The sequence below is a fragment of the Mycobacterium sp. ITM-2016-00318 genome, from assembly GCF_002968285.2.
In the GTDB taxonomy this organism is placed as follows: Bacteria; Actinomycetota; Actinomycetes; order Mycobacteriales; family Mycobacteriaceae; genus Mycobacterium.
In genome coordinates this window covers 2426455-2452561 of the sequence record NZ_CP134400.1, presented here as the reverse complement: position 1 = coordinate 2452561, position 26107 = coordinate 2426455, and the positions used below count along the sequence as shown (strand labels likewise).

General features: G+C 66.2%; 23 protein-coding genes. 11 read left to right on the top strand and 12 right to left on the bottom strand.

What is annotated here, in order from left to right; translation table 11 throughout:
• Positions 1-17: 17 nt before the first annotated feature.
• Positions 18-854 carry a DUF3097 domain-containing protein gene (locus C6A82_RS11985; protein ID WP_105346858.1) on the bottom strand — a complete coding sequence of 279 codons (837 nt, stop codon included), beginning with the start codon at positions 852-854 and terminating at the stop codon, positions 18-20.
• Between the two features lie 23 nt (positions 855-877).
• Here C6A82_RS11985 and C6A82_RS11980 point away from each other — a divergent pair, with 23 nt between their 5' ends.
• On the top strand, positions 878-1015 hold the full coding sequence (locus C6A82_RS11980; protein ID WP_158261655.1) for a hypothetical protein: 138 nt from the start codon (positions 878-880) through the stop codon (positions 1013-1015).
• Here the strand turns inward: C6A82_RS11980 and C6A82_RS11975 are convergent, their stop codons facing one another.
• The 4 genes from C6A82_RS11975 to C6A82_RS11960 are packed head-to-tail and all read right to left on the bottom strand — an operon-like array spanning position 1016 to position 6491.
• The gene (locus C6A82_RS11975) at positions 1016-2041 is read right to left on the bottom strand and encodes a putative zinc-binding metallopeptidase (RefSeq protein WP_105346857.1); all 1026 of its coding nucleotides are present in this window, start codon (positions 2039-2041) and stop codon (positions 1016-1018) included.
• Positions 2034-2933: a transglutaminase family protein gene (locus C6A82_RS11970; protein WP_105346855.1), complete on the bottom strand. Its 900-nt coding sequence runs from the start codon at positions 2931-2933 to the stop codon at positions 2034-2036. The genes C6A82_RS11975 and C6A82_RS11970 overlap by 8 nt, the downstream gene beginning before the upstream one ends.
• Before the next feature lie 2 nt (positions 2934-2935).
• Positions 2936-5530 (bottom strand): circularly permuted type 2 ATP-grasp protein, encoded by a 2595-nt coding sequence (locus C6A82_RS11965; RefSeq protein WP_105346853.1) that lies wholly within the window; start codon positions 5528-5530, stop codon positions 2936-2938.
• Between the two features lie 31 nt (positions 5531-5561).
• Positions 5562-6491 carry a DUF389 domain-containing protein gene (locus C6A82_RS11960; RefSeq protein ID WP_105346851.1) on the bottom strand — a complete coding sequence of 310 codons (930 nt, stop codon included), beginning with the start codon at positions 6489-6491 and terminating at the stop codon, positions 5562-5564.
• A 116-nt stretch (positions 6492-6607) separates the two neighbouring features.
• Here C6A82_RS11960 and C6A82_RS11955 point away from each other — a divergent pair, with 116 nt between their 5' ends.
• Positions 6608-7027, top strand: coding sequence for a lipoprotein LpqH (locus C6A82_RS11955; RefSeq protein ID WP_158261654.1), 420 nt, complete (start codon positions 6608-6610; stop codon positions 7025-7027).
• 7 nt (positions 7028-7034) lie between these two features.
• On the opposite strand, the gene C6A82_RS11950 is transcribed toward C6A82_RS11955, so the two are convergent.
• The gene (locus C6A82_RS11950; RefSeq protein ID WP_105346848.1) at positions 7035-7505 is read right to left on the bottom strand and encodes a helix-turn-helix domain-containing protein; all 471 of its coding nucleotides are present in this window, start codon (positions 7503-7505) and stop codon (positions 7035-7037) included.
• 95 nt (positions 7506-7600) lie between these two features.
• On the opposite strand from C6A82_RS11950, the gene C6A82_RS11945 reads away from it, so the two are divergent.
• Positions 7601-8782, top strand: coding sequence for a thiolase family protein (locus C6A82_RS11945; RefSeq protein ID WP_105346846.1), 1182 nt, complete (start codon positions 7601-7603; stop codon positions 8780-8782).
• Between the two features lie 61 nt (positions 8783-8843).
• Here C6A82_RS11945 and C6A82_RS11940 read toward each other — a convergent pair whose 3' ends face one another.
• Entirely contained in the window at positions 8844-9275 is a 432-nt protein-coding gene (locus tag C6A82_RS11940; protein ID WP_105346844.1) for a nitroreductase family deazaflavin-dependent oxidoreductase, read from the bottom strand.
• On the bottom strand, positions 9272-11047 hold the full coding sequence (gene aspS, locus C6A82_RS11935; protein ID WP_105346842.1) for an aspartate--tRNA ligase: 1776 nt from the start codon (positions 11045-11047) through the stop codon (positions 9272-9274). Before aspS ends, C6A82_RS11940 begins: the two co-directional genes overlap by 4 nt.
• Positions 11048-11124: 77 nt before the next feature.
• Here aspS and C6A82_RS11930 point away from each other — a divergent pair, with 77 nt between their 5' ends.
• From C6A82_RS11930 to C6A82_RS11920, 3 genes are all read left to right on the top strand, one after another.
• Complete coding sequence (locus C6A82_RS11930; RefSeq protein ID WP_105346840.1) at positions 11125-12012, top strand: oxidoreductase; 888 nt, start codon at positions 11125-11127, stop codon at positions 12010-12012.
• A gap of 425 nt (positions 12013-12437) precedes the next feature.
• Positions 12438-15554: an adenylate/guanylate cyclase domain-containing protein gene (locus C6A82_RS11925; protein ID WP_105346838.1), complete on the top strand. Its 3117-nt coding sequence runs from the start codon at positions 12438-12440 to the stop codon at positions 15552-15554.
• 24 nt (positions 15555-15578) lie between these two features.
• Positions 15579-16082 carry an SRPBCC family protein gene (locus tag C6A82_RS11920; protein ID WP_105346836.1) on the top strand — a complete coding sequence of 168 codons (504 nt, stop codon included), beginning with the start codon at positions 15579-15581 and terminating at the stop codon, positions 16080-16082.
• On the opposite strand, the gene C6A82_RS11915 is transcribed toward C6A82_RS11920, so the two are convergent.
• Positions 16076-17641, bottom strand: a complete 1566-nt coding sequence (locus tag C6A82_RS11915; protein ID WP_396836795.1) for a carboxylesterase/lipase family protein — start codon at positions 17639-17641, stop codon at positions 16076-16078. The two genes, C6A82_RS11920 and C6A82_RS11915, sit on opposite strands and share 7 nt — an antisense overlap.
• On the opposite strand from C6A82_RS11915, the gene C6A82_RS11910 reads away from it, so the two are divergent.
• The gene (locus C6A82_RS11910) at positions 17640-18533 is read left to right on the top strand and encodes a neutral zinc metallopeptidase (RefSeq protein ID WP_311101800.1); all 894 of its coding nucleotides are present in this window, start codon (positions 17640-17642) and stop codon (positions 18531-18533) included. The two genes, C6A82_RS11915 and C6A82_RS11910, sit on opposite strands and share 2 nt — an antisense overlap.
• Positions 18526-20160 (top strand): DUF885 domain-containing protein, encoded by a 1635-nt coding sequence (locus C6A82_RS11905; RefSeq protein ID WP_105346917.1) that lies wholly within the window; start codon positions 18526-18528, stop codon positions 20158-20160. The genes C6A82_RS11910 and C6A82_RS11905 overlap by 8 nt, the downstream gene beginning before the upstream one ends.
• A gap of 12 nt (positions 20161-20172) precedes the next feature.
• Here the strand turns inward: C6A82_RS11905 and C6A82_RS11900 are convergent, their stop codons facing one another.
• Together C6A82_RS11900 and C6A82_RS11895 are read right to left on the bottom strand one after the other, a co-directional pair.
• Complete coding sequence (locus C6A82_RS11900; RefSeq protein ID WP_105346916.1) at positions 20173-20616, bottom strand: hypothetical protein; 444 nt, start codon at positions 20614-20616, stop codon at positions 20173-20175.
• Positions 20617-20747: 131 nt separating this feature from the next.
• Positions 20748-23447, bottom strand: coding sequence for an NB-ARC domain-containing protein (locus C6A82_RS11895; RefSeq protein WP_105346915.1), 2700 nt, complete (start codon positions 23445-23447; stop codon positions 20748-20750).
• Positions 23448-23458: 11 nt separating this feature from the next.
• On the opposite strand from C6A82_RS11895, the gene C6A82_RS11890 reads away from it, so the two are divergent.
• The 3 genes from C6A82_RS11890 to C6A82_RS11880 are packed head-to-tail and all read left to right on the top strand — an operon-like array spanning position 23459 to position 25468.
• Positions 23459-24136 carry an MBL fold metallo-hydrolase gene (locus C6A82_RS11890; RefSeq protein ID WP_105346914.1) on the top strand — a complete coding sequence of 226 codons (678 nt, stop codon included), beginning with the start codon at positions 23459-23461 and terminating at the stop codon, positions 24134-24136.
• On the top strand, positions 24133-24651 hold the full coding sequence (locus C6A82_RS11885) for a DinB family protein (RefSeq protein ID WP_105346913.1): 519 nt from the start codon (positions 24133-24135) through the stop codon (positions 24649-24651). Before C6A82_RS11890 ends, C6A82_RS11885 begins: the two co-directional genes overlap by 4 nt.
• Complete coding sequence (locus C6A82_RS11880; RefSeq protein ID WP_396836811.1) at positions 24635-25468, top strand: mycofactocin-coupled SDR family oxidoreductase; 834 nt, start codon at positions 24635-24637, stop codon at positions 25466-25468. The genes C6A82_RS11885 and C6A82_RS11880 overlap by 17 nt, the downstream gene beginning before the upstream one ends.
• Here C6A82_RS11880 and C6A82_RS11875 read toward each other — a convergent pair.
• Positions 25458-26036 carry a hypothetical protein gene (locus C6A82_RS11875; protein WP_233217035.1) on the bottom strand — a complete coding sequence of 193 codons (579 nt, stop codon included), beginning with the start codon at positions 26034-26036 and terminating at the stop codon, positions 25458-25460. The two genes, C6A82_RS11880 and C6A82_RS11875, sit on opposite strands and share 11 nt — an antisense overlap.
• Between the last annotated feature and the right edge of the window lie 71 nt (positions 26037-26107).

The following is a 26107-nucleotide window of genomic DNA, read 5'->3' as shown; positions in this document are numbered from 1 at the left end:
CCCTGCTTACCACGGACCTATGCCTGAGGTTCCGTGACGAAGTCGATCAGTTCCTCGACCCGGCCGATCAGTGCGGGCTCGAGGTCGTTCCAGTCCCGGACCAGGCCGCGGATGCGCTGCCACGCCCTCGCCGTGTCGGCCTGGCGGGAATACGGCCAACCGAGCGCGCGGCAGACGCCCTTCTTCCAGTCGGTTCCCTTGGGCACGGTCGGCCAAGCGGCGACGCCGAGCCGCTCCGGCTTGACCGCCTGCCAGATGTCGATGAAGGGATGACCGACGACGAGCGTGTATGCGCCACCGGGGCCGCGCCGTACCGCTTGCGCGATGCGCGCTTCCTTGGAGCCTGCGACGAGGTGGTCGACGAGCACGCCCAGCCGTCGGCCCGGTCCCGGCCGGAAGTCCTCGACGATCGCCGTCAGGTCGTCGATTCCGCCGAGGTACTCGACGACCACGCCCTCGATCCGCAGATCGTCACCCCACACCTGTTCGACGAGTTCCGCGTCGTGGCGGCCCTCGACGTAGATGCGGCTGGACAGTGCGACCTTCGCCTTCGCACCCCGCACCGCGACGGACCCTGACGCGGTGCGCGCACTCGATGCCGGAGCGGCACGACGCGGCGCAGTCAAGATCACCGGCCTACCGTCGACCAGGAATCCCGGACCGACGGGAAACGGCTTACGGCGGCCATGCCTGTCCTCGAGTTCCATTCGCCCGTATTCGATCCGGGCCACCGCGCCGACATAGCCGGTCTGCGCATCCTCGACGACCATCCCCATCTCGACAGGCAACTCGGTGGAGCGGGGCCTTCTGTGCGGGTTGTCGGCGAGGACGTCGGTGCCATAGCGATCTGCCACCCGGTGATCGTAGGGTCACACCCGTGCTGCTGAACCGCGACACGGCCGAGGGAATCGCGAACGGAACCATCACGCTCGTGTTGCGCCGCTGGTACCCGAAGCAGCTGATCACCCTCGCCGTGGCGATCACCGCCGAGCGGCTGGTGTACGCGGGGGGGTGATCAGCTGGTCGTGTCCTCCACGACAGTGTGGATGAACCGCATCTTGTCCAGGACCGCCACGGGCAGCACGAACGGGTAGAGATCGTCCTTGCCCATCGACCGGTTGATCATGTTCAGCGCCCATGACAGCGGCAGCCACATGTCGATGATCTGATCGAAGCCGCTGGGGCCCAGTACCTTCCGCTCGAATGTCGCAGCCGCGGGCGCGAAGCTGAACGCCGCCGCCGTGTCGAGGGTGTCTCGGATGTGCAGGTAGTGCGCGAAGGTTTCGGCCCAATCCTCTGCGGGGTGCATGGTCGCGTAGGAGGACACGTAGTTCTTCTGCCAACCGGGCGGGGCTCCCTCGTCGTAATGGCGGTTCAACGCCGCCTGATAGTCGGCGTCCGGGTCGCCGAAGAGTTCGGTGAAGTTGGTCTTGTAGTCGGGCACCGGGTCGACGAGCCGGAAATAGTAGTAGTGGCCGATCTCGTGGCGGAAATGACCCAGCAGAGTTCGGTACGGCTCATCCATGGCGATGCGGAGCCGCTCGCGGTGCACATCGTCGCCTTCGGCGAGATCGAGTGTGATCACCCCGTTCGCATGACCGGTGAACACCTTCTCGCTTTCGCTCGACAGTAGGTCGAACGCCAGCCCGAAGTCGGCATCCTCGTCGCGGCCGATGATCGGCAGCTTGAGTTCGAAGAGCTCGGCGATGAGCCTGCGCTTGGCCCGTTCCGCGCCCGCGAACGCCGCCAGCCCCGTGACGTCTGTGTCGCGGGGCCTCGTCCGCGTCAGCGTACAAGACGTACACAGCTTTCTGACGGGCGCCTTCTCGACCAGCCAGTTGCATTCGGCCAGATGGAGATTGGCGCACAACTCGTAGGAGTCGGCTTCCACGAAGCCGGGCCGAGAGCCCTCCTTCCCCGACGCGATCACCAGCAGCGCCATATCCGGCAGCGAGAAACCCACGGGGCTCTGGCACGACAGGCACACGGAGTTCTCGAACGCCAGGTGCTGACCGCATCTGGGGCAGATGAAGTCACGCACGGGCCACTTCGCCTTCGAACGGCACCACGTCGACCGCGACGTCGATGACGCTGCTTTCGGAGTCGGTGTAGATGATGCCCCGCAACGGCGGCACATCGGCGTAGTCGCGGCCGGCGCCCACGACGATGTAACGTTCGTCGACCATTTGATCGTTGGTCGGGTCAAGACCCAGCCACTGGTTCTGTGGCGTCCACACCGATGCCCAGGCGTGGGTGGCATCCATACCGACCATCCGCTCCTTACCCGGTGGCGGGTCGGTGGCCAGATAGCCCGAGACATAGCTTGCCGCAAGGTCATTGGCCCGCAGGCAGGCGATTGCCAGCCGAGCGAAGTCCTGGCACACGCCTTGCCTGGCAGTCAGCACGTCGTTCACCCTGGTGGACACCGTGGTCGAGCCAGACCGATACGTGAAGTCCCGGTAGATCCGTGACGAGAGATCCCTCAGCACGTCTATCAACGGACGACCCGGCTCGAAGCTCGGGGCCGCATACTCTCGTACATTCTCCGTGATCTCCGGTGGTTGAAGGTCGAGGGTGAATTCGGTTGCGAGTGCACCGTCCGGCCCAACGGGACGCGCGATTTCCCATGGCGCAACGGCAGATCCGGCACCGTAGAGCGCCCGCGGAGGCGTGTCGACCTCGACAACGGACTCGCTGGTGACCGACAACGAGCGGTGTGGTTCGGTGACGTGGAAGTAGGAGCTGACGTTGCCGTACCCGTCCTTGCTGGTGGAAATGTCGGTCGGTTCCGGGTCGATGTGCAGTACATGGGAGAGCCTGCGTTGCGTATCTGAGTCGCGCGGTGTGAGGAAACCGCGGCCATAGGAGCTCGTCACGACCGCGGAGTACCCATATGTGGTGCTGTGGGACACGCGATACCGTCGTGTGCTCATGCTCACGGCACCTCCCTGCGCTCGGCGGGGCCCCACAGCGGTTGCATTCCCCCGGGTAGTGCCAGATGCGTGGCGGTGATCAGACCGGCCAACTCACGCAGATCGACGTGCAGCCCGTCGAGCAGTTCGGCGAACGCACTTCGCATTCCGTCGGCGGCGACCCGCTCGAGTTCGGCGGGATCGATCCTGCGCAGCTTGGCACCGATCTCGTCGACCATCCGTTCCGGTCGCGCCGAGCCGAGCGCCTTGAGGTCGATACGCAGCCGCTCGAACTGGTACACCAGCGACCGCGGGTTCTCGGCGTCAAGGAGCACCAGATCGGCCACCGCCGAGATGTTCACCGCGCCTAGATTGCGTCTGCGATAGATGACCGAGGACTCGCAGGCGACCAACGCGGATTCGGTGACGGTCTGCTCCGCGCCAGGGCTGCGGGCCGTGGTCAACGTCGCGCCGAGCAGCGCGGTGAGCGCGAGGCCCCGCTCGATGCGCTTGCCGATGTCCATCATGGTCCAGCCGACGTCATGCACCATCGATTCGGCGGCCAGCCCGGATAGCGCCAGCATCCCGGCGAGTGTTTCCCGGTGCGCCGAAACGAGATACGCCTCGCCTTCGGTGCGTGAGTCCGGCAACCCCCGGCCGCGGTGCAACACCGCACGTTCCACGGCCGCCAACACCATCCAGGTGTCGTTGGACATCTGGTCGCGTACCGCGCGCGCGGCCGAACCGAGTCTTTCGACCGACTGGGCAAGCGAGCCGGGGCGACGCCGGTCGGCGGTCAGCGACCACAACGTCGTCGGCGCGGTCGCGATCATCTCGGCGGAGTCCCCGTCGGCGCCGGTATCGGTACCGGTGATCCTGCCCAGTGTGAACAGCAGAACCGGCACGCACTCGCTGCCGTCCACGTCCTGCCGGTAGCGGAACTCGTGATAGCGCTCCCGGGTGGCGGTCAGCAGCCGTGCGGTGTTCTCGGCGCGTTCGGCGTAACGTCCCATCCAGAAGAGGTCCGCCAGTACGCGCGGAGAGCTCACCCCAAGCGTCGCGCTCGGTGTCGCAGCGGGCGACTCGACCGGAGTCGTCAGGATCCGTTCTGCTGTGACACGCGCCGGGCTTCGGACCCAGATATCCTTTGCGGCAACTGTTTTCATTCGGTAGGCGGCGTTCCCCGACGCAAGCAGGTAACCGAGGCCACCGATCATGGGCGCGTAACCGCCGCGCTGAGCCACCGTGAACAACCGCATTCCGACGTTGGCCGCCGACAGGCCGCCGGGCTGGGCGTCGGTCGGCGCGGACGAGAACTGCGGCAGTTCCTGACCGACCCACTGCCATGGCGCGGCCTCGATGCGGACGCCGAGTTCTTTGCGTTGAGCGGCAGTCAGCGCGGGTCCGACGATCGTTTCACCGCCGTCGACCGGTCTGATCAACAGCGACGCCATCCGGGTCAGCAGGTGCGACCGCTCCGTGTTGATCCCTCCCCAGTACACCGGCGCCGTCTCAACCAGCGGTGCCTCACCGAGCAGGGCCGCCGACAGCTCCGGCAGGAAGCGGAGCATGCCGGGACTTTCCAGGATGCCGCTGCCCAGCGTGTTCACCACGGTCACCGCTCCCCTGCGCAGCGCCTCGACGAGGCCAACCACGCCGAGACGCGAATCCGCCCGTAGTTCAAGCGGATCGGAGTATTCGGCGTCCACCCGCCGCAACACCACGTCGACTCGTTTGAGGGTGCCGAGCGACCGCATCCACAGCTTGCCGTCCCGCACCACCAGGTCGGCGCTCTCCACCAGCGGGAAGCCGAGCACGCTGGCTACGTATGCGTGGTCGAAGGCGTTCTGGGAGTGGATGCCCGGGCTGAGCACCACCACGACCGGCTCCTCGGCCGCTTCGGGTGCGGCGTCGATCAAGGCCAGGCGCAGCGCCTGCGCCCACGGCGAGGCGGGGCGCGGACCGATCCGCTCGTAGAGGTCGGGTACCGCACGCGCGACGACCCGGCGGTCGGCCAGTGCGTAACCGGCGCCCGACGGCGCCTGCGTCCAGTCGGCGTTGACCTGGAACACACCGTCGGCGGACCGGCTGATGTCACAGGCGTGCATGAACAGTTGATGCCTGCCGGGCACCTCGATACCGCGCGCTGCTCGAATGTATCCGGGATGGGCGAACAGCAGCTGCGGCGGGAACACCCCGCTCGTGACCGACCGACGTTCGCCGTACAGGTCGGTGAGCACCGCGTCGAGCAACCGGGAGCGTTGCACGAGACCGGATTCCAGCGTGTCCCAGTCCGACGCCGAGATCACCAGCGGCAAGGCATCGAGATTCCAGCCGCCCTGGTCGACGCCGTCCGGCCGGACATAGGTGATGCCGTCGTTGTCGACGAGACTGCGCACAACGGCGCGCAGCCGTTCGAGACCGTCACGGCCGCGCTCGGCGATGCCCTCGGCCAGTTCTAGCCAAGCCGGCCGGACGCCGCCTGCCGCATCGACGAATTCGTCGTAGCCGCCGACCGTACTACCCCGTGCATCGAACAATGCCCGCTGAGCCCGTGCCACGCGGTACTCGGCCAGCGGGTTGTCGATGTCGTGCGGACCAGCCGCGGTGAGTGCCATCAGTTCTGAAGACTACGTAGGCAATGGCCTGTCAGCGCACCATGTGCCAGTGCCGACGGTCTGCCAGACCCCTCACCCAGAGCACGAAAACAGCGGCGAGCACGATACCCGCAAGGTTCACCGCCAGCTGGACACTCGACTTGGCGGCGATATCCCAGTCGCCGACGGTCGCGGCGACGACGGCGAAGCCCGCTGCGGGCACCGTCATCACCGAGATGAGCACGCCCACCAGAGCAGAGGATTTCGCCGAGACCAACGACAGCATTCCGGCCGCCCCTGCGAGCAGCGCGATGATGAACGACAGCGGGCCAACCTGGAAGATGAAGTCCACTTCGGTGAGCTCCCGAGTGCTGGTCACCTCGATCCAGCCGATCGCTTCGCCCGCCAGCACGAGCAGCGTAGTGACCGCCATCGCGATGGGAAACCCGATCAGCAGAGCAGCCGCAGCGCGCCGCGCGAGGTACGCCTTGCGCCGTACCAGCGCCACGGCCACGGCAGCCAACGGCCCGAACTCCGGCCCGACCACCATCGCACCGACCACGGTGACGGGCGAGTCGGTGACGACGCCGATAGCGGCAATGAGACAGGCCAGGCACAGAAACGTCATGTAGGCGACGTTCAGGCTGGATTCCTCGCGTGTCCTCGCGGCCAGTTCGTCCCACACCACGGCGTCGGCGGGATCGCCGACCGCTCGCTGCTCGGCTCGGTAGGCCCGGATGGACAGCACCGTGTCGATCTCGTCGAGGGTGATCGCCCCGCGTTCCTTCACGCCGAGTTCCTTCAGGGTGTCGATGACGTCGTTGGCCGACTCACGCGCGATGTCGGCGGTGACTTCGTCGCCCGGCGGGTCAAGTGCGGCACCCCGGTGAACCACCAGGTGCGCAACGCCGGGGTTGTCGTTCAGGGCATCGATCAGCCGATCGCGAACGTCAGGCGGGGTGATGACGCGTAGGTGCAGCATTGTCGGCACAGTAGTGGCATGGATGGCGCAATATGGTGCGACTGTCCCTCCGCCGGCGCAGGCTGCTCTACTGTCACCTGTGTTGCCGAGTTCGTCGTAGAGGGGGATTCACATTCATGAAGCGCCGGTTTCCTGCCGCAGTCGCTTTCCTCGTAGCCGCCGGTGTCGCCGGTTGCTCCAGTCCACCCGCCGCACTGGCCACCCATGACGCCAAGGTGATCATCAACGGCGAGGCCACCAGATCGCTGCAACCGGTCGTGTGTTCTCAGGTCGGCCAGAGCTGGACGATCGAGACGCTGGACAAGGAGCCCGGGTTCACCGCGACGATCCAGTTGGGCGACCCGATCACCGCCCAGACGGTGGACATCCGCAACTTGGGCAATTTCTCCGGCACCTACTGGGACGACAACCTCGGCAAGGCCTCTGCCAAGGTGAACCAGGGCAAGTTCACCGTCCGCGGCGAGGCACAAGGGGCGTTCGCCGACAAGCCCAACCAGACCACCACCGCGACGTTCGAGATCAGCACTAACTGCTGACCTGGGGCTAACGGCTTGCGATCCGCACGGCCAGCTCGCCGGCGGGCACGTCGTGTCCCTTCGCGCAGCGGATCTCGACTCCGGCCTTTGCGCCGCAGCCGGCATGGGCCAGCTGCAGCGGCGAGCGGTGCGGCAGATGCTTACGGCCCCACTCGAACATCGCCCAAACCACCGGCATGAATTCGGTGCCCGCGGGCGTCAACACGTACTCCTCGCGGGCGCGCTGCCCCGGCTCGCGGTACGGCCGCCGGGTCAGCAGACCCGCGTCGACCAGCTCGTTGAGCCGGGCCGACGCAGCGGCCCTTGTGATGCCGACGCGTGTGCAGAAGTCGTCGAACCGGGTGGTGCCGTAGTACGCCTCCCGGAGGATCAGCATCGCCGACTTCGTGCCGAGCAACGCCATCGTCTTCTCGATCGGGCACTCGCCCACCGCCGACCATGCGTCTCGATCGGCAAGCCTGCCCTGCAGAACTGTCATGGAATTCACCCCGCCTCTGAGTTGTTCCTAGTATACCCAGGTGGTATAGCTGGGTATAGAAAGAAGTACTCAGCGGTGAGTCACAGGAGGCGGAGATGGCCGGATACGTAGGTCGGGACGCAGTAATCGTCGGGGCGGTTCGCACCCCCGTCGGGAAGGGCAAGGCAGGCGGCGCACTGCACGACGTTCTGCCCGTCGACCTGCTGGCCCACAGCCTGAAAGAACTCGTGACGCGCACGGGCGTCGACCCCTCGCAGATCGACGACGTCATCGCGGGGGCGGTCACGCAGGTCGGCGACCAGGCCGCCAACATCGCCCGTAATGCGCTGCTGGGCGCCGGCTTCCCCGAATCCGTGCCCGGCACCACTGTCGACCGCCAGTGCGGAAGCAGCCAGCAGGCGATCAGCTTCGCCGCCCAGGGCGTGATCTCCGGTGCCTACGACATCGTGGTCGCGGCCGGCGTCGAATCGATGGGCCGCGTGCCGATGGGGTCGAGCGTCCTGCCGGGCAGCGACCCCTTCGGCGCGATGGCGCAGCGCTATCCCGAAGGTCTCGTGCCGCAGGGCATCAGCGCCGAACTGATCGCCGCCGAGTGGGGATTCTCGCGTCAGCAGCTCGACGAATTCTCTGCGAGCAGCCACGAAAAGGCCGCCGCCGCAACGAAAGAGGGGCGCTTCGACAATGAGTTGGCCCTGATCGCGGGCCTTGCGACCGACGAGATCATCCGTCCCGGTACGACGGTCGAGACGCTGGCCGGCTTGAAGCCTGCGTTCTACAACCCGGCGTATGAGGCGCGCTTCCCCCAGATCACCTGGGAGATCACCGCGGGCAACTCCTCGCCGCTGTCTGACGGCAGCGCAGCCGTGCTCATCACGACCTCCGAGGTCGCCAAGCGCCTCGGCCTGCGACCGCTGGCCCGCATTCACACGGCCACGGTCGTCGGCTCGGATCCGCTGTACATGCTGACCGGCGTCATCCCGGCCACCGAGAAGGTGTTGCAGCGCGCCGGCCTCGCGATCGCCGACGTCGACCTGTTCGAGGTCAACGAGGCGTTCGCGCCGGTCGTGCTGAGCTGGGCGCACGACGTCGGAGCCGATCTGGCGAAGACGAATGTCAACGGCGGCGCGATCGCGATCGGGCACCCGCTCGGCGCGAGCGGCGTCCGGATCATGACGACGATGGTCAATGCGTTGGAGCAGCGCGGCGGGCGCTATGCACTTCAGACGATGTGTGAAGCAGGCGGCATGGCCAACGCCACCATCATCGAGCGGTTGTAACCAGAGCCGGTTTTGCGCTCAGGGTCGTGGTCAGGTGCCTTCTGCGACCCTGAGTGCAAAATCAAACCCTCTGCAGCTCGAAAAGCGGAATGATGCGCGACGTCTTCGCCTGGTACTCACCGAAACCCGGCGCGGCGGCGACGACTTTGTCGAACAACGCATCGCGCTCGTCGCGCGGCAGTTCGCGGCTGGTGACGTCGTAGGCGTCGACGCCGACCTCGATGTGTGCGCTCGGGTTGGCCCGCAGGTTGTGCACCCAGTCAGGATTCGTGTCGGCGCCCGCCTTCGACCCGATGATGATCATCTTGTCGTCAATGGTGAAGTACGCCAGCGGTGCCAGCCGCGGCTGACCCGACTTGGCGCCCGTCGTGGTCAGCAGCAACAGATCCGCGCCCGCGAACTGGCCGCCCACCTTGCCGCCGTTGGCCCTGAATACCTCGACGAGCTTCTCGTTGAATTCCTTCATTGCGTCCGCGCTGAAAACCTCGCTCATCTGTCCTCCAGCCTCTGCGGCTTGGCATCGATTCCCGATTCCTTACGCTGCTGCGCCGTGATGGGCGCGGGCGCGCCGGTCAACGGGTCGACGCCACCGCCGGACTTCGGGAACGCGATCACTTCGCGAATCGAGTCGTAGCCGCCGAGCAGGGCCACGATGCGATCCCAGCCGAACGCGATGCCGCCGTGCGGCGGTGCACCGAACGCGAAGGCGTCCAACAGGAATCCGAATTTCTCCTGCGCCTCGTCGTGGTCGATGCCCATCATCGCGAACACCCGCTCCTGGATGTCGCGGCGGTGAATACGGATCGACCCGCCGCCGATCTCGTTTCCGTTGAGCACGATGTCGTAGGCGTTGGCCAGCGCGGTGCCGGGCTCGGTATCGAACGTCGCCTCCGACTCGGGCTTGGGCGCCGTGAAGGCGTGGTGCACCGCTGTCCACGCACCCGAGCCGACGGCCACATCACCGGAAGCCGTCGCCTCGTCAGCGGGTTCGAACAACGGCCAGTCCACGATCCAGACGAACTCCCACGCCGCGGGGTCGACCATGCCGAGGCGCGTGGCGATCTCGATTCGCGTTGCGCCGAGCAGCGCACGGGCCGACTTCGCCGTTCCCGCCGCGAAGAAGATGCAGTCCCCCGGCTCGGCGCCGACATGGGCCGCCAGACCGTCGCGTTCGGCGTCGGTGAGGTTCTTGGCGACGGGACCGCCGAGGGTGCCGTCCTCGGCGACCAGCACGTACGCGAGACCTTTGTGGCCGCGCTGTTTGGCGAACTCCTGCCAGCCGTCGAGCGTGCGCCGCGGCTGTGCCGCGCCACCCGGCATCACCACCGCGCCCACATGGGCTGCCTGGAAAACCCGGAATTGGGTGTCAGCGAAAAACTCTGTGCAGTCGACGAGTTCGAGACCGAAGCGCAGATCCGGTTTGTCGGAGCCGAACCGCCGCATCGCCTCCTCGTACGTCATCCGCGGGATGGGCGTCGGCAGGTCGTAGCCGATCAGCGCCCAGATCGCCTTGAGGACCTCCTCAGACACCGCCATCACATCGTCGGCGTCGACGAAGCTCATCTCCATGTCCAGCTGCGTGAACTCCGGCTGCCGGTCGGCGCGGAAGTCCTCGTCGCGGTAGCACCGCGCGATCTGGTAGTAGCGCTCCATGCCTGCCACCATCAGCAGCTGCTTGAACAACTGCGGGCTCTGCGGCAGCGCGTAGAAGGATCCGGGCTGCAGCCGCGCGGGCACCAGGAAGTCGCGTGCGCCCTCGGGCGTCGACCGTGTCATCGTCGGCGTCTCGATCTCGACGAAGTCATGGGCCGCCAACACACCGCGCGCGGCCGCGTTGACCTTGGACCGCAACCGAATAGCGTGACCGGGTCCTTCGCGTCGCAGGTCGAGGTAGCGGTATTTGAGCCGCGCCTCCTCGCCTGCCTTCTCGTCGAGCTGGAACGGCAGCGGCGCGCTCTCGGCGAGCACCGTCAGCGATGTGGCGTTCACCTCGATGTCGCCGGTGGCGATCTCCGGGTTGGCGTTGCCCTCCGGCCGCGCCTCGACGACGCCCTCGACGGCCACACAGAACTCGGCGCGCAGCCGGTGCGCGGCCGCCAGCACGCCGGCGTCCCGGAACACCACCTGCGACACCCCCGACGCGTCGCGCAGGTCGATGAAGATCACACCGCCGTGGTCGCGTCGGCGGGCAACCCAACCGGCCAAGGTCACCGTCTGACCGGCATCGGTGGCCCTTAACGAACCGGCGGCATGGCTGCGCAGCACTGATGACTCCCTGGGAATTGCCTGACGACAGGACCGCCACAGTCTAGTGGGGGTGTTTCGGCCGGTAGCTTGGCCGTGTGGGTGCACCCATCGCGGTCGTCGGCCCAGGGGCGATCGGTTCCACCATGGCGGCTCTGCTGCACGCCGCGGGCCATTCGGTGCTGCTCTGCGGTCACTCACCGCGCGATCACATCGAGGTCAGGCCCGACGACAGCGATCCGATCGTCGTGCCGGGACCGGTACTCACTGATCCCGCCGATGTCGACGGCCCGGCGGAGGTCGTACTGCTGGCCGTCAAGGACACCCAGAATCAGAGCGCGTCGGGCTGGTTGGCCAAGCTCTGCGACCACCGCACCGTGGTGTGTGCGCTTCAGAACGGCGTCGAGCAGATCGAACGGGTCGGTCCGCTGTGCCCGTCGTCGGTAGTCGTGCCCGCGGTCGTCTGGTTCTCCGCAGAGCCGCACCCGAACGGATGGGTCCGGCTGCGCACCGGCGTCCGACTGGTGCTACCCGAATCGAACGGCGCTCATCGACTCGCGGATCTCATGCGAGGCTCCGACGTCACCGTCGAACTCGACGAGGACTTCGTCACCGCCGCGTGGCGCAAGCTGCTGGTGAACGCGCTGGCCGATCTGATGGTGCTGACTGGTCGCCGCTCCGGGATGTTCCGCCGCGACGACATCGCCGCGTTGTCGCGCCGCTATCTCGCCGAATGTCTCGCGGTGGCGCGGGCCGAGGGCGCAAAGCTCGGCGATGACGTCGTCGACGAGATCGTGGGACTGTTCGCCAAGGCGCCGGAGGACATGACGACCTCAATGCTCACCGACCGCGAGGCGCATCGGCGGCTGGAGTGGGACATCCGCAACGGCGTCATCTCGCGCAAAGGCGCCCGACACGGGCTGGCGACGCCGATCAGCGACGGCGTCGTCGCGCTGTTGGCCGCCGCCAGCGACGGCCCCGGCTAGGGCCGGGCGGTGGTCCCACTCTTTTCGTGCGAGCGCGTCGGCCCGGACTTTCTTCGACACCGCCCGTACCGGACCCGCTCCACCGTCGACATAGCCGTCTCCGCTCACCATCTGTGGGAGTTACTCGCCGACGCCGACGCATGGCCTCAGTGGTTCGGCTCATCGCCAAGGCGACCTGGACCACATCTGCGACGCGAAAGGTCGGCAGTCGCCGCATCGTGGATATTCGCGGTGGCTACACCGCCATTCGCCGTGCCTTGAAGCGATTGCGCCGCTATACCGAGAATCGGTCCGGCGCGCCGGTCTAGCGATCGGCTAGGACCGTGTTCTCACCGGAATGGCCATGAAGCCTTCCCGTTGCGCTATTGGCCGCGGCAAGCGACGGCCCTGGATACAGTGCACACGTGCGCTGCTCTGCGTGCGGAATGACTGCGCTAAGGGACGTTGCGCGGTTCTGCGACAACTGCGGAACCGCGTTTGAGCCCAGCCAGCAGACGGCAGAATACAAGCAGGTGACGGTCCTTTTCGCCGACGTCGTTCGTTCGATGGACATCGCCGCCACGTTGGGCCCGGAGCGGCTACGCGAGTTGATGACCGAGCTCGTCGAGCGCTCAGGTTCGGCGGTCCGGCGGTTCGGTGGCACGGTGAACCAGTTCACTGGCGACGGCTTCATGGCGCTGTTCGGCGCACCTGTTGCGATGGAGGACCACGCCGTCCGCGCATGTCTGGCTGCGCTCGACGTCCAAGCCGAAGCACGCAGTCTCGCGAACGATTTCGAACACCGGTACGGCGTCGCTCTCAAATTGCGCGTCGGACTGAACTCGGGCGAAGTCGTCGCGGGCGACATCGGTTCAGGACCAATGGGCTACACCGTATCCGGCCGGCACGTTGGCATGGCCCAGCGCATGGAATCGACCGCACCACCGGGTGGCGTGATGATCAGCGAGTCCACGGCTCGACTTGTGGAGTCAGTAGCCGACCTCGGTGACCCCGAGCCGGTGCGGATCAAGGGATCCGACGAGCCGGTGCTCGCTCGTCGGTTGCTGACGGTCCACTTGGGGGACCGCTGGTCGAGTAGGCGCGAATCTCCGTTGGTCGGCCGCAGCGCCGAGTTAACCCGTCTCACCACCGTGCTGGAGCGAGCGATCGCTGGGGACGGATATGTGGTCGGCATCGTCGGACCACCCGGCATCGGTAAAAGCCGAGTCACACGCGAGCTGTTGAGGATCGCAGGTGACCGCCAACTCACGGTGATCAAGACATACTGCGAGTCCCACTTCAAGGACATCCCCTTCCACGTTGCGGCACGCTTCCTTCGTGGCTTTTTCGGAGTTGTCGAGCTCGATTCGGAGGCAGCCCGCGAGAAATTGCGATCGTCGCTGCCCGACGCAGATCCCAACGACATTCTGTTGCTTGACGATCTGTTGGGCATTCGCGACGCAGAGCAACCAGCCATGGCAATCGACCCGGACGCGCGCAGGCGACGCGTGGCGCGGTTACTCGAAACCGTGCTGGTAAGACGACGCACCCCGGCCATCTTCGTTATCGAGGATGCCCATTGGATCGATACCGTCAGCGAGTCGATGCTCGCGGAGTTGGTCGCGGTCATATCCAAGACGCCGTCGCTCGTGCTGGTTACCCATCGGCCGGAGTACCACGGCGCGCTGACCGGCATGACGTCGATCTCGCTGGCGCCGCTGGATCGAGCAGAAGCGTCCACCCTCACCGCCGAACTTCTCGGATCGAATCCCACGCTCGCACGACTGTCGACGCAGATTGCCGAACGCAGCGGCGGCAATCCTTTTTTCACGGAGGAAATGGTCCGCGATCTCGTCGAACGTCGCGTGATAGGAGGCGAACGAGGCGCCTACATTTGTCTTGGGGACGGCGATGTGGCCGTTCCCGCTACCGTCCAAGCGACCATCGCAGCTCGCGTCGACCGCCTCGATTCGGCAGCCAAACGGACGTTGAACGCGGCATCGGTCATCGGAACGCGGTTCAGTCGCGATCTGCTCGCAGAAATTATCGACGACGACGAGCTTCCCACTCTCATCGACGCCGAACTCATCGAGCCAGTGACGGATTCGGGCGAATTCGCCTTCCGACATCCCCTCCTCCGCGCCGTGGCCTACGAATCACAACTGAGGGCCGGTCGCGCGGTACTCCATCGCAGGATCGCAGACGCGATCGAACAACGAGATGCTCATTCGGTCGACGCGAACGCTGCCTTGATCGCCACTCATCTCGAGTCGGCGGGCGATCTGCGCGCGGCGTTCGATTGGCATATGCGGGCGGGTGGGTGGTCGACCCACCGCGATATCCGGGCGGCACGGATGAGCTGGCAGCGAGCCGTCGGCGTCGCCGACGAAATGCCTGCCGAGGCTCCGGAGCGACCTGCGATGCGCATAGCGCCGCGGACGTTGTTGTGCGCGACCATCTGGCGGGTCGGCGGTGAGCTTGCCGATGTGCGGTTCGATGAGTTGCGTGAGCTCGCGATGCAAGCCGGAGACAATCGCTCTATGGCGATGGGCATGACCGGGCTCATCCAGATGTTGAACTTTCACGGTCGATTCACCGAGGCATCGGATCTGGCCACCGAATATGTGAGCGTGTTGGAGTCCTTCGGCGACCCGGAGTTGACGGTGGCGATGCTGCTCCCGCCGATACTGACCAAGTGGAATGCAGGTGAGATCCGCGAATCTCTGAGGCTGTGCGAGTACGGGATCGAGTTGTCGGGGGGCGACCCGTCCTTCGGCGCCCTCATCATCGGTTCTCCACTGGCCTTCATGCTCGCGTTGCGGGCGTCCGCCCGCTGCTGCTTTGGCATTCCGGGTTGGCGCGACGATTTCGACCAGGCTGTCGACATGGCTCGCAAAGTCGACCAATTCAGCTTCTGCGGGGTCGTTCAGTTCAAATACATCTCGGTCTTGAATTGGGCGTTGGAGCCCGACGACGAGGCGCTGCGCGAAACCACCGAGGCGCTCGACATAGCTCGGCACGGCGCCGACGACTTCACGCTCGTCAACGCCGAGTTCGCCCACGGACTGGTTCTGGTGCGCCGTGACGACACTGACCGCGACAAAGGATTCGAACTGCTCGCCAAGGCCGCGCGGCTGGGGCGCGAACACCGTTACACGATCATCGCCGCATGGTGTGCGGATCTGGACGTCGCGGCCGAGAAAATCCGACTAGGCGACCTCGACTCAGCTGTGCAACTTGCACACGACGTCCTGGAGGAGGAATTGAACTGCGGTGAGCACATCAACATCGGCTGGGCGACGACGGTACTCGTTGAAGCGCTGCTGCACCGAGGCCACGACGAGGACGTCGACACAGCAGCTGCCGCCGTCGATCGACTGGCGTCCATGCCCGTCGAAGGCGGGTTCGTCTATCACGAATTGCCGTTGATGCGCCTTACCGCACTTCTGGCGAAAGCTCGCGGCGAGGATGAGAAGTTCCGGCTTCTGTGGGACCGCTATCGCGCACGTGCGGTGGAAACGGAACTACAGGGCCACATTGCGCTGGCTCGAGCTATGGACTAGCCACTGTCGTCTAACTTGTATGCCATGAAGCCTTGCGAACGCGTCGAGTTGGACTTCATCGACAACGCGCCGTATCGGTTCGTCAGCACCGTCGACCTTCCGATCATGCCTGAACAGGTGTGGGAGGTGCTCGATGACGCCGAATCGTGGCCGCACTGGGCGACAGTGATCACGAAGGTGACGTGGACGAGCCCACAGCCGCACGGGGTCGGCACCACCCGGGTCGTCAACATGCGCGGCGGCATCGTCGGCGACGAAGAATACTTGGCCTGGGAGCCATTCGCGCACATGGCCTTTCGGTTCAACGCGGCATCAAGTGCAAGCATCAAGGCGTTCGCCGAGGACTACCGAATCGACCCCACCGCCGACGGCTGCCATCTCACTTGGGTGATGGCGATGGAGCCGAACGGAAGGGCCGCCAGGCTCGGCATGTCGCTCGGCCGACCCGTGATGTCGTGGCTCTTCCAGAAGTTCCTCTACAACCTGCGCGACTACTCCGAGAAGCGGTACCCGATGGCGGCTCAGTAGAGGCCCGCCCACGCCTCGCGGCGCCCGCCGTCGGGGTCGGACACCACCGTGTCGCGGGACGACTGGATGATCCGGGTCAGCCGCCGCTCGGCGTCGTAGCGTGGCCAGTCCTGACCGCTCGACCACTCGATTTCACCTGTCTGCCAACCCTGCGCCGAAAAGTCCAGCCATGCCCGTTGCATGCGCTTGCCGACTGAGGGGGCCAGCCGTCGTCCGAGCGGGTGCATCTTGCGGCCGAGGAACGAGCCGTAGCTGTGCTGGATGTGCACGATCTCGCTGCCATGCGTCGCGCCGAGACCGAGCATCCGCAGGCTGAAGCCGAAGTGGTCGAACCGGTACATGTGGGTCGGTGCGTGTGCGCTGTACGCGTCGGCGAAGGCCCACGTCGGAGCACCGAACATGACGTCGGAGCCGAACGCCAGCAGGTCGCGCCGCCGCGGGTAGTCCGGATACGCCGCCAGCAGCCGCTCCCGCGCGTCGGGCGCCACCCGTTCGATGTAGGTGTCGATCGAGGCGGTCGTCGTGGGCAGCATCGGCGGCTTGGTCCATGCGAACATCGACGCCTCATGGCTGTTGGTGCCGATGATCAACGGGGTCTTGGCCAGCGAACCGTCGCGGGCGGCGTCGACCGGGTGTTTCGGCAGCAGGTCCACACCGTAGGTCAGCCCGTACGCCAGCGTCGGCGTCGTCGCGGCGCTCTTCAGCTGCAGCCGCCCCGCGGCGCGGCGCAGTTGCCGTTGCGGCAGGGCTTTGACCTCCTCGGCGGGCACACCGAGCCGCTGCAGGAACTCGTGTGCGCGCCTGGCCCGTAGCTCACGGTCGGCGATCAGGGGCAGTGCCGGGCTCTGCGCGATCGCCCGGCGGAAGAGTCCGTCGGCGGCCGGACTGGCCAGCAGCGCGAGCACCGAGGTGCCCCCGGCCGATTCGCCGAAAACGGTGATCCGGTCGGGATCACCGCCGAATGACGCGATGTTGCGCTGAATCCAACGCAACGCGGCCAGCTGATCGCGCAACGCGAGGTTGTCGTCGAACCCGTCACCGAGATCGCTGAGTTCGAATCCGCCGAAAACACCTATCCGGTAGGTGATGTTGACGACCACGACATTCCCGTTGGCCGCCAACCGCGATCCGTTGTAGAGCTGGAACTGGCCGGCGCCGAACACGAACGCCCCACCCGGGATCCACACCATCACCGGCAGCGAGGCGGAGGTGTCCGGAGACCACACCGTCAACGTCAGGCACGCCTCGTCGCGAACCTTCGGATCGTCCCGGCCGCCGCCGACGAACGACTTGCTCTGCGGCGGCAACGGGCCGTGCTCGACGGCGTCGCGGACCCCCGACCATGGAGCCAGCGGGCCGGGCCCGAGGAACCGCCGGTCGCCGACCGGCTGCTGGGCATACGGGACGCCGCGCCAGACGCTCACGCGCCGCACTCCTGTGCTTCTCGCGTCCGTTGCTTCGGCGGTACCGCGCAGGTCCCCTGCATCCGTGTGCACGACGGCCGAATGTCCGACAACAGCTGACACACCCGAATCGTAGTGTGCAAAGCTGGCAGCCATGACCTTCAACGAGGGTATGCAGATCGACACCAGCACCACGTCGAGCAGCGGAGGTGGCCGAGGACCGGGTCGCGGAATGGCGATCGGCGGAGGCTTCGGCGGCCTGCTCATCGTGGTGGTCGCGCTGCTGCTCGGGGTGAACCCGGGCTCGGTGATCCCGCAGGATCAGGGGGCCTACGCCGACCAGGGTTACGCCGCCCCGGGATTCGACCTCAGCCAGTGCAAGACCGGAGAGGACGCCAACACGATCCCCCAGTGCCGCGTGGTGGCGACCGGCAATTCCCTCGATGCGGTGTGGGAACAGTTGCTACGCGGCTACACCCGTCCGCGCGTGGAGCTGTTCAGCGGCTCGGTCGACACCCGGTGCGGTCCGGCGACCAGCGATGTCGGGCCGTTCTACTGCCCCGTCGACCGGACCGCGTACTTCGACACCGATTTCTTCGAGGTCCTGAAGACCCAGTTCGGTTCCAGCGGAGGACCATTGGCGCAGGAGTACGTCGTCGCCCACGAGTTCGGGCATCACGTGCAGAATTTGCAGGGCACGCTCGGGCGGGCGCAGCAGGGCGCCCAGGGCCCCACGGGCAGCGGCGTGCGCACCGAACTGCAGGCCGACTGCTACGCGGGCGTGTGGGCGCATTACGCGGCGATCACGAAGCAGGAGGGCACCGATGTGCCGTTCCTCAAGCCGCTGACCGACGACAACATCAGGGATGCGCTGTCGGCCGCCGCCTCCGTCGGCGACGACCGGATCCAGGAGCAGGCCACGGGCCGGGTCAATCCCGAGTCGTGGACGCACGGATCATCCGAGCAACGACAGAAGTGGTTCACGATCGGATACCAGACCGGCGATCCGAACAAGTGCAACACCTTCACAACGCGCGACCTTGGGTAGGCGCGCCACCGGAGTCGATGCCGTAGCAGAGGACTATCTTGCGACCTTTGCCGCGCTCGATCCCTGCGCGGCAACGGAAATGGGCATCGCCGGCTTCGATGACGAAATCACCGACTACTCCCCCGACGCCGTGACCGCGCGTGCCGACGCCGCCCGCGCCACCCTGCGCGAACTGGACGGCGTCGCGCCGGACGACGACGTCGATGCCGTCACCGTCGCGGCGATGCGGGAACGACTCGACATTCAAGTCGAACTGAACGATGCGGGGCTCGACGTCGGCGAGCTCAACGTGATCGCGTCGCCGCTGCAGTCGATGCGCGATGTGTTCGACCTGATGTCCACCGACACCGAGGACGACTGGCGCATGATCAGCAGGCGCATGTCGCGGGTGCCCGACCGCGTCACGGGCTACGCGGCCTCGCTTCGCGCAGCGGTCGCGGCGGGGCGGCCGCCCGCGGTCCGCCAGGTAGCTCGCGGTATCGAGCAGGCGGGGACGATCCAGCAGCTGTTTCTCGACATGGTCGCCGACGCCGCACCCGGCAACGACGCGCTGCACGCCGAACTCCATGAACATGCCGTAGCGGCGGCGGGCGCCTACAGCGAATTGGCTGCCACGCTGCGCGAGGAGGTCGGTCCGCACGCCCGTGGCGACGACGCGTTCGGCCGCGACGCCTACCGGCTGTTCTCCCGGGTCTACCTCGGCGCAGAGATCGACTTCGACGAAACCTACGCATGGGGCCTGCAACGTCTGGAAGCCATTGTGGCCGAACAGGAATCCGTCGCCCACCGGCTCTATCCGGAATCGTCGGTGGCCGAGGCGCTCCGCCGCCTCGACGACGAGCCGCGCTACGTCGTCGAGGGCACCGATAACCTGCAGGCCTGGATGCAGGAACTGTCAGACCGGGTGGTGGACGCATTGGCGGACACGCATTTCGAGATCGCTGAGCCGCTACGAAGCCTGGAATGCCGGATCGCGCCGACCCATACCGGGGGGATCTACTACACCGGCCCGTCGGAGGACCTGACCAGGCCCGGCCGGATGTGGTGGTCGGTGCCACCGGGCGTCGACACATTTCACACCTGGCAGGAGACCACCACCGTCTTCCACGAGGGCGTTCCTGGACACCACCTGCAGATCGGGCGCGCCGTGGTGTTGGCCGACCAGCTCAATCGCTGGCGTCGACTGGGTTGCTGGGTGTCGGGGCACGGCGAGGGCTGGGCGCTGTACGCCGAGCGACTGATGGCCGAGCTCGGGTGGCTCGACGACGCAGGTAATCGGATGGGAATGCTTGATGCGCAACGGTTCCGGGCCGCGCGCGTGGTGATCGACATCGGCGTGCACTGCGGTATGACAGCACCCGACGGCGGCATCTGGGACGCCGACAGAGCCTGGGTTTTCCTGCAGTCGCATAGCGCGATGAAGGAGGCCAACCTCCGGTTCGAGCTTGACCGCTACCTAGGCTGGCCCGGTCAGGCTCCGTCGTACGCGGTCGGGCAACGGATCTGGCAGCAGCTGCGTGACGAAATCGTCGGCGGTGGAGTGCCTTTGAAGGAATTCCACCGCCGCGCGCTCGATCTCGGTGGGCTGCCGCTCGATGTTCTCAAGGCGACGCTGTCGGCTCGCTGAACCCGGATCGGCTCAACGCGCCACCTGCGAAAAGCCGGCCTTCATCATTCCCAGGTGCTTGTGCACCGGGTTCTTCAACACGTAAGCATGCGATTTCGGCTCCGGCGTCTGGACATTCGCCAACGACTCGACCTTGTTGAGCGCGTCCTCTTTGACTTCTTCGGCCTTGATGTCGCCCCGCAGTTCATTGGCCTCCTGCTTGGCAGGGCTGTCGGGCTGCGCCGCCTCCTGCTGCAGCTGCGAATCGATGGCCTTCGCGGGCCCGCCGTGCTCCTCTTTCTGCTCAGAGGTGTACTCCTTGGACAGCACCATTCCCGAGGTGCGCGTGTTGACACCGGGGACCGCCGTCGCCGCATGGGCGACGGCGGACATGCCCAATGTGCTTGCGAAGATGCCTGCGGCGGCTACGGGCGCGGCAACCCACCCGATGACGCCACGCGATGCGGTTGTGTTCATATCAGTTCTCCTGAGTAGCTCCGATGTAGCTGGGACAGGAATGAAGTTATGGATCCGGGCGCATCGTGGCGCGCTTGTGCGCACAACCCGCATAACCGCTATTCAGCGAGTTTTCCGCGTTTTGGTCAGCGTCAGCGCAGTTGGGCGCGGGCCAAGTCGATCTGCGCGAAGGCGTAATTCGCCATCTCGGCGTTGGTCATCGCACTGCCGATTCCTGCGAGCGTCTCGTAGCGATCAACACCGAGCAACGCCCGCAGTTGCGCGATGGTCGTGGTGATTTGGGAGAAGGCTATGCGGGTCAGCGGGTCGTCGGCGAACTCTGCGATGGAGGCCGCAGCTTCATGATGACCGAGTTGGTGCAATAGGCTCGAAAGGTTCGCCAGCGGACTGTGCAACGTCGCGGTGTTCCCCGAATCGAGGTAGTTGGAGATCGCCAGCCTCAGACAGCCCAACGCCGCGTCCGGTGAGCCGTGTTGCGCCTCGAGCGGAGCCAGCGTCACCGCGACGTGTGATTCGATGAATCGATTGCCACTGTCTTGAGCGATCGCCAGTGCACGCCGCAGGGCTTCCAGCGCGGTATGCGGATCCGAATAGCGGTAAGCCAATGCGACGGCGACGAGCACTTGCGCGAGCGAGAAGGGATTGTGAGTGGATTCGGCCAATTCGACGAGTCCGTCCGTCAGGACCATCGCCTCCTCATGTGCGCCACCGAGGGCCAGTGCCATGACCAACGAAGCGCGGGTATGTCCGTGGTTGTCCTCGATCTGCTCCAGTATCTGCCGTGCGACTGCTTGCCACCGTTCGGGCAGACCGGGCGCTATGTAGGGGCTACCCAAGGTTGCCTCGTAGTGCAGCGGGGATCTGTCGTAGGGGTCTTTTCCGAGCAACTTGACACCGTTTTCGCTGTACCGAATCGCGTCCTCTACTCGGCCGACCCAACCACATTGACAGGCAACCATGTACATGGTCGCGAGCTTCGGGTGGTCGGCAGCCTTCGCCGGTTCGATGAGCTCCTCGGCCCAGCCCGCCGGTTCGTACTGTTCAATCATGGTGCCGATGAACGCGTATTCGACGATGGTGGCGGCGGTGTCGATGTCGCCCCTGTCGGTGGCCCACCGAAACGCGATGCGAAGGTTCGCAAGCTCGCTGGCGAACCAGTCGTAGGCCGCACGCTGTCGCGGACTGTCCCACAGCGCGACGACATCGGCTTCGAGGCCGCCGAAGAATCGCGAGTGTGCATCGCGGGCAACGTCTGCGAGTCCGTCAGCGACGAGCTGATCTTCGGCGAACTGCCGAATGGTCTCCAGCATCGAGAATCGGGTGCAACCCGTTGACCTGTCGACAATCAGTAATGACTTGCGCACCAATGCGTCGAGAAGGTCCATGATCGCAAACTCGTCGTCGGAGTCGGCCACTGCGCACGCCCCCGCAAGATCGAACCCGCCTGCGAATACCGCACACCGCTTGAGCAGCATCTGCTCGTCACCTTCGAGGAGGTCGTAGGACCACTGCACGGCGTGCCGCAGTGTCTGATGGCGCTCGAGCCCACGACGAGATCCGACCAAGAGCCGGAACCGATCGTTGAGTCGGTCGCGCACCTCGGTCACCGTCATCGACACGATGCGTGACGCGGCCAGCTCGATAGCCAATGGGATTCCGTCGAGACGTAGGCAGATCTCGTGCACCGCAGACGCTTCCAAGCTGACACCCGGCACCGCGGCTTCCGCACGCTCGGTGAACAACGTTGCCGCCGCGGAGTCCGATGCGCTTTCCGTATCCAGCGACGGCACCGGCCACAGTCGTTCGTCGGCCACCCGAAGGCCCTCGCGGCTGGTCGCGAGGATCTTGACGGTGGTTGAGCGCGAGAGGATCGCCTCGACAATATCGGCGGCCGCGCTCACAACATGCTCACAGTTGTCGAAAAGCAGTAGACGCGACCGCCCCGCCAGCGCCGAGGCGATGCTGTCGGTCAGCGTCATGCCCGGCCGGTGAGTGATACCGAGCACTGCCGCCACGGCGTCGGACACCGCTGCCGGATCGGTGACCGCCGCCAGCTCGATGACCCATACGCCGTCGGGGAAATCTGATGCCGCCCGGGCTGCCACGTCAAGCGCGAGCCGAGTCTTGCCGACCCCGCCCACGCCGGTCAGCGTGACCAGCTGGTTTGCCTTGAGTGCCGACGCGATGTCGACAAGCTCCGACCCGCGGCCGATCAGCCGCGTGGTCGGCGGCCTCAGGTTGCCCGGCATCGACTCGCCTGTCTTCAGCGGCGGGAAATCCGAGCGCAGACCACCCGCCTGCACCTGGAACACCTCGACCGGCCTGACGATGTCGCGCAGCCGCCGAGAGCCCATGGCAACCAGATCGACGCCCGTGAGCAGTTGCGCGGTGACACCGTCCACCAGGATCTGGCCGCCGTGGCCGGCCGACATCACGCGTGCGACGCGGCTCAGCGCGGTGCCGAAGTAGTCCTCGCCGCGCAGGTCCGCCTCGCCAGTCGCGATACCCATCCGCACTGGCAACTCCAGAGCACGCTGCGCGTCGATCGCGGCGTCGACGGCGGAGCGGGGGGAGGCGAACGCCGCGCATACCCCATCACCGGTGTGCTTGAACAACCAACCGTCGTGCGCCGCAACGGTGTCACGCATGACCTCGTCGTGAGCGACCATCGCTCGCCGCATCGAACACGCGTCCGACTCCCACCGACGGGTCGAGCCCTCGATATCGGTGAACAGGAACGTCACCACCCCTGAGGGTTTGGGCACCACGTCGACATGGTGCCACGATTCGCCGACAGCGAACCTGCTTTCGACAGCGACTGTCCCGGCCATACGGTCGAACGATGGAAACGCTGACCGTCACGCCGAACCTGACGATGTTGCGGGTGAACGGCTGGCAGGTCTACGTCTGGCGAGACGGCCACTCGGCCACCCTCATCGACACCGGCGCTCCGGGTTCGGGTGCCGAGATCGCAGCGGCCGTACCGGGGATCGACCGGATGGTGCTGACCCACGGCCATGCCGACCACACCGGTTCGGCGGCCGAACTGCGTGAGTCGACGGGGGCCACCGTGCTGGCCGGGGCGGGCGACGCCGCCGTCATTCGCGGCCAAGCCGACATGTCGCCTGCTGTATTCGAAGACTGGGAGTTGCCGATATACGAACGCGTTTCGGCCGGGCTGCCACGCACCGCTCCCCCGGTGCACGTCGATCGCGAGCTGATCGACGGCGACGTGCTCGACTTCGGCGGTGGTGCGCAGGTCCTCGCAATCCCCGGACACACCGAGGGAAGCATCGCGGTCTACCTGCCCGAGCACCGCGTGCTCTTCACAGGCGACACCATCGCCAATGTCGGCTCGGTGATGCTCGGCACGTTCAACCAGGACCGGGCCCGCACCGTCGCGTCGTTTCAGCGGTTGGCTGCGCTCGACGTCGAGACCGCCTGCTTCGGGCACGGCGAGCCGATTGCCTCGGGAGCCGGTGATCGGCTCTCGCGGGCGGCTGCCACACTGACGGCATGATCGAGCCCGACACCAAGGACTGGACCTGGGTCATCTCGCAGCAATGCCCAGAGTGCGGTTTCGACGGGTCAACGGTCGAGCACACCGACGTGGCCGGCCACATCCTGGCCGACGCGGACGAATGGCCGCGTCGCCTCAGCACCGCCGATGCCACCGTGCGGCCGCGGCCGACGGTGTGGTCGGCGCTCGAGTACGGGTGCCACATCCGCGATGTGCACCGGATCTTCAACGAGCGCGTCGTGATGATGCTCGGCCAGGACGATCCACGTTTCCCCAATTGGGATCAGGACGCGACGGCGATCGAGGACGACTACGGCTCCCAGGATCCCGTCGTCGTCACATCCGAACTCGTCGAGGCGGCACGCGTTGTCGCCGACACCTACGAGCGCATCCTGCCCGACGCGTGGTCACGACGCGGGATTCGCAGCAACGGCAGCGAGTTCACCATCGCCTCCATCGCGGTCTACCACTTGCATGACGTCGTTCACCACGCGCACGATGTCGATCATGGCTGAAAACACACCGCTGGCAGGCAAGGTCGCCTACGTCACCGGGGCCGCTCGCGGGCAGGGGCGTTCTCACTGCGTCCGACTGGCTCGCGCGGGCGCCGACATCATCGCCATCGACGCATGCCGTCCGGTCGCCGAACACAACGGCTACCCACCAGCCGAACCGGCCGACCTCGCCGAGACGGTGAACCTCGTCGAAGGCGAGGGCCGAAAGATTCGCGCCGAAGAGGCCGACATCCGCGATCTCGCCGCCCAGCAACGCGTGGTGGCCGACGCGATCGAGGAGTTCGGCCGTCTCGACATCGTGGTCGCCAACGCAGGCGTGCTCAATTGGGGTCGGCTGTGGGAGATTTCGCCTCAACAGTGGCAGGACGTCATCGACATCAATCTGACCGGATTGTGGAACACGGTCAAGGCCGTCGTGCCACCGATGATCGAGGCGGGCAACGGCGGATCGATCATCACCATCAGCTCGGCGGCGGGCGTCAAGGCCGTGCCGGGTTGCGGGCACTACTGTGCGAGCAAGTTCGGCGTCGTCGGATTGACGAACTCCCTTGCGGTTGAGTTGGGCGAGTTCGGAATTCGGGTCAACTCGGTGCATCCGTACGGCACCGACACCCCGATGGGCAACGACGCGTCGATGTGGCAGATGTTCGCCGACCACCAGAATTTCATCCACAGCTTCTCACCCGGCGCACTGCCGACCGATTCGCTCGCCTCACCCGACCTCGTGTCGGACATCGTGGTGTGGCTCGCCGGCGATGCGTCGTCTCTGGTGACCGCGGCGCAGATTCCTGCGGACAAGGGTTATCTCAAGGTCTAGCGGCCACACTCGCCAGCGCGGTCACGCCCCGGCGGTACAACGCTTCTGTGGCCTTCACGGGTTCTGCGGAGACACCGGCGGCCACCAGCGCCTGCGCCTTGAACGCCCGCGCTGCGGCACTCAGGCGGTAGGTGACGGGGCTGACGCTTCTGACGAGGGTCGCGGTCTCACCCCACAGCGCCACTTCGGCGCGGGTGGGATCCGATGTCGACACGAACCGACGCACCCGCCGATCGGCGGCGTACACATCGGCAGCGACTGCCAGCGTGGCCGCGCGGTCCGGGTCGTCGCTGATCGCCTCGAGGTCTCCGCTCAGGTCGAATGCGACGGCGCCGAGAATGCGCAGCGCCCGCTCACCTGCCCGGTCGTCGACAAGAACGTTGACCCGCCAGCCCGCCATCCGGCGGTCGTAGAGCCAGCCACCCGTCGATGCGACGACATCCGCGACGCTCGACGCGACCACGGTCATCTCATGCCGCAGCACCGTGCTCGCGCGCCCGCGGAACCTGGCCGTCGAAGCGGCTTTCCGGCCGTCGCGAGTGATCGTGCGGAAGGTCTGCGGCGACATAGCGGCTCCAATCTCGACGAGCGGGTGTCCGGGCGGAGACAAATCACAGCGTGACACTTATCGACAAATAT